Source organism: Wolbachia pipientis (assembly GCF_023661085.1).
Taxonomy (GTDB): Bacteria; Pseudomonadota; Alphaproteobacteria; order Rickettsiales; family Anaplasmataceae; genus Wolbachia.
Map to the genome: position 1 here is coordinate 1 of NZ_JAHDJT010000136.1, position 3234 is coordinate 3234.

3 protein-coding genes are annotated in these 3234 nt (G+C 34.7%); all 3 read left to right on the top strand.

Annotated features, from left to right (window positions below; translation table 11 throughout):
• The coding region (locus tag DM84_RS05525; RefSeq protein WP_250778966.1) for a class I SAM-dependent DNA methyltransferase at positions 1 to 489 on the top strand (489 nt) is incomplete at its 5' end.
• A 48-nt stretch (positions 490 to 537) separates the two neighbouring features.
• Positions 538 to 2322 (top strand): ribonucleoside-diphosphate reductase subunit alpha, encoded by a 1785-nt coding sequence (locus tag DM84_RS05530; protein ID WP_250778967.1) that lies wholly within the window; start codon positions 538 to 540, stop codon positions 2320 to 2322.
• Positions 2323 to 2790 (top strand): Holliday junction resolvase RuvX, encoded by a 468-nt coding sequence (gene ruvX, locus DM84_RS05535; RefSeq protein WP_250778968.1) that lies wholly within the window; start codon positions 2323 to 2325, stop codon positions 2788 to 2790. It begins immediately after the preceding gene.
• Positions 2791 to 3234 lie beyond the last annotated feature (444 nt).

The following is a 3234-nucleotide window of genomic DNA, read 5'->3' on the forward strand; positions in this document are numbered from 1 at the left end:
GGAATATGTGGTCATTTCTTAAAAATACACAATACTGGAAATTGCATAACAGGAGTTGACATTTCAAACAGAATGCTAAATATTGCCAGAGGAGGCTTTATAAAGGGTAAACCTGTTTATAATGAGTTAATACACATGGAAATGACAGATTTCCTTAAACAAGAAAGAAATTATTTGTATGATGTCATTATTTTTGCCGAAGTGTTACATTATCTACATGATTTCCGAGCAGAATTGAAACTAGCAAAAGGATCTATGAGCAAAAAAGGAGCAATCATATGCTTAATAAGAAGAAAGGAAGGTGAAGGTATTGACTTTGTAAATAAAGGAGATTACTTTTGCCACTCAGAAAGTTACGTCCAACACGTTGCAAAAGAAATAAATATGCAAATAAGTTATATGAGTTACTGTAAAATATATGGAAGTCAGGTTAATGGTATCTTGTTCGCGCTACAGCATCCACAAAAAAAATCGAAGAGCCCAGCTTAAAGATCACTATTGCTCAAAGCAGATACAATGAAATAGAAGAGGAATTTTATGAGTAATATCACTATTAATCACGAAAAAAATGGTAAATTAACTAATTTTGGAAAAGCAGTTCTATCAGATAGGTATCTGATAGAAAATGAAAGTTATCAAGATCTTTTCATACGCATTGCTAGCTATTATTCTGATAATAAAGAGTATGCACAGCGTCTTTATGATTACATGAGCAACTTGTGGTTCATGCCTTCAACACCAATACTTAGCAATGGTGGTACCAAAAGAGGGTTGCCCATCTCTTGTTTTCTCAATGAAACTGAAGACAGCTTGCAGGGAATAGTTGATTTATGGAATGAAAATGTCTGGCTTGCTGCACGTGGAGGAGGTATAGGTAGTTATTGGGGAAATCTACGTTCAATTGGTGAAAGTGTAAAGGGCAGCGGTAAAACATCTGGAATTGTGCCATTTATTGTGGTGCAAAATGCTCTAACGCTTGCAATCAGTCAAGGGTCCTTAAGAAGAGGAAGTTCAGCAGTTTACCTTCCTGTATCCCACCCAGAGATAGAAGAGTTTCTTGATATACGCAAGCCAACGGGAGGTGATCCGAACCGTAAAGCATTAAATATACATCATGCCGTGATAGTAAATGATAAATTCATGCAAGCTGTTGAGAATGGTCGAGAATGGGATTTGATTAGTCCTCATAATAACAAAGTTATCTCAACCGTCAAAGCACGTGACATATGGATCAAAATATTAACAGCAAGAATTGAAACTGGAGAACCTTACATTATTTTTCTTGATGCAACGAATAATAACAAGCCAGAGTCTTACAAGAAACTTAATCTAGACATCAAAATGTCAAATCTGTGCAGTGAAATCACTTTAACTACAGGTTACGATCATCTAAACAAATCGCGCACTGCTGTGTGTTGTCTATCATCAGTGAATCTTGAATACTACGAAGAATGGAAAGACAATGAACTCTTCATAGAAGATATAATGCGTTTTCTTGACAATGTATTAGAGGATTTCATAAATAAAGCACCAGACGAAATACAGCGAGCAAAATATTCTGCAACAAGAGAGCGTAGTATTGGTCTTGGTGTTATGGGCTTTCACTCATTTTTACAAAGTAAAATGGTTCCTTTTGAATCAGTAACAGCACAACAGTGGAATAAAAAAATATTTAAGTATTTACGCGAGCAGGCAGATATGGTTTCTAAAAAATTAGCAGAAGAAAAGGGAGCATGCCTTGACGCTAAAGAAATCAATCTAATGGAAAGATTTACACATAAGCTCGCTATTGCTCCAACTGCCTCAATTTCCATTATCGCAGGCAACACTTCTCCTGGAATAGAACCATATGCAGCAAACGTATTTACACAAAAGACACTAACAGGTTCATTTGTAGTGCGAAACAAATTCTTACAAAAGCTATTGGCAGAAAAAAATCAAGACAATGATAAAATATGGTCCTCAATTTCAACAAATGAAGGTTCCGTGCAGCACTTAGATTTTCTTAGCGAACATGAAAAATTGACATTCAAAACAGCATATGAGCTTGATCAAAGATGGATTATAGAACACGCAAGCGATAGAACACCTTACATTTGTCAATCTCAATCAGTAAACTTGTTTCTACCTGCTAACGTACATAAACGTTACTTGCACAAAATACATATGCTTGCTTGGAAAAAAGGCCTAAAAAGTTTATATTACTGTAGATCACAGTCAATGCAGAGGGCCGACAAAGTTTCGCACGACATATTTAAAAAAAGTGAAATATTGCAGCAAAGAACAGATATTGATTACGATGAGTGTTTGTCATGTCATTAGATGCTACATAGAGATCCTCATGAATTTTTAAAGTCTATTCCAAAAGACAAGTGCATAATGTGTCTTGACATGGGAGAAAAGCGAATAGGTATAGCATTCAGTGATAAAACGCAGCTCATAGCCACAGCTCACAGTTTATACCACAGAAAAAATATAAGTAAAGATTTAGGTTATTTAAACAGGATATTCAAAGAAAATGAAGCTGGGTCAATAGTAATGGGGCTACCACTGGAAATAGAGAGGCAAAAAAGTGAATGGTGCGAAACCATAACCCAATTCGCAAACAAAATGATAAAAAAATATAAGGTAAGTATATATTTACAAGATGAAAGCTTGTCAACGTCTATTGCAGCTCACACACTAAAGATTACCGGAGTATCAATCACAAAATTGAAAAAAATAGATGATAAAATTGCTGCATGTATTATTCTACAACGAACGTTAGACAAGATAAATACAATTAAATAGTTTCTTTTCAGCACGTAACTGTATGAACTTATATTGCAAAAGTTAGGAACTTAAAACTAATAAATTTAAAGAAAATTCCTCTTTATCATAACCCTAGTCATAGCCAGATATATGAAATTCTCAGTAGATGTTGTAATATAACAAATCTCAATGGTAAATTAAAAAGTTTTCCTGCGATTAGCGAATTTATTATGTATCTTGTTCGAGTCCCCAATAATGAAAGTTGGCATAACCTTTATGCTTAAGAAACTTGCCAAACGGAAAAAGGCAAAAGAAGCCCCGGTCGGTATTCATTTTCAGTATCGGCGTTTTTATGTCTTAAACGCTGCAATTTAGCTGCTTTTGAAGGCAACTAGTCTAAGCTATAATATTTAAGAAATTTACCAGATAGAGAAAAAAGACAATAAAACCCCGAGGTAGCTAGTTATTCCACTCTCTATTTTA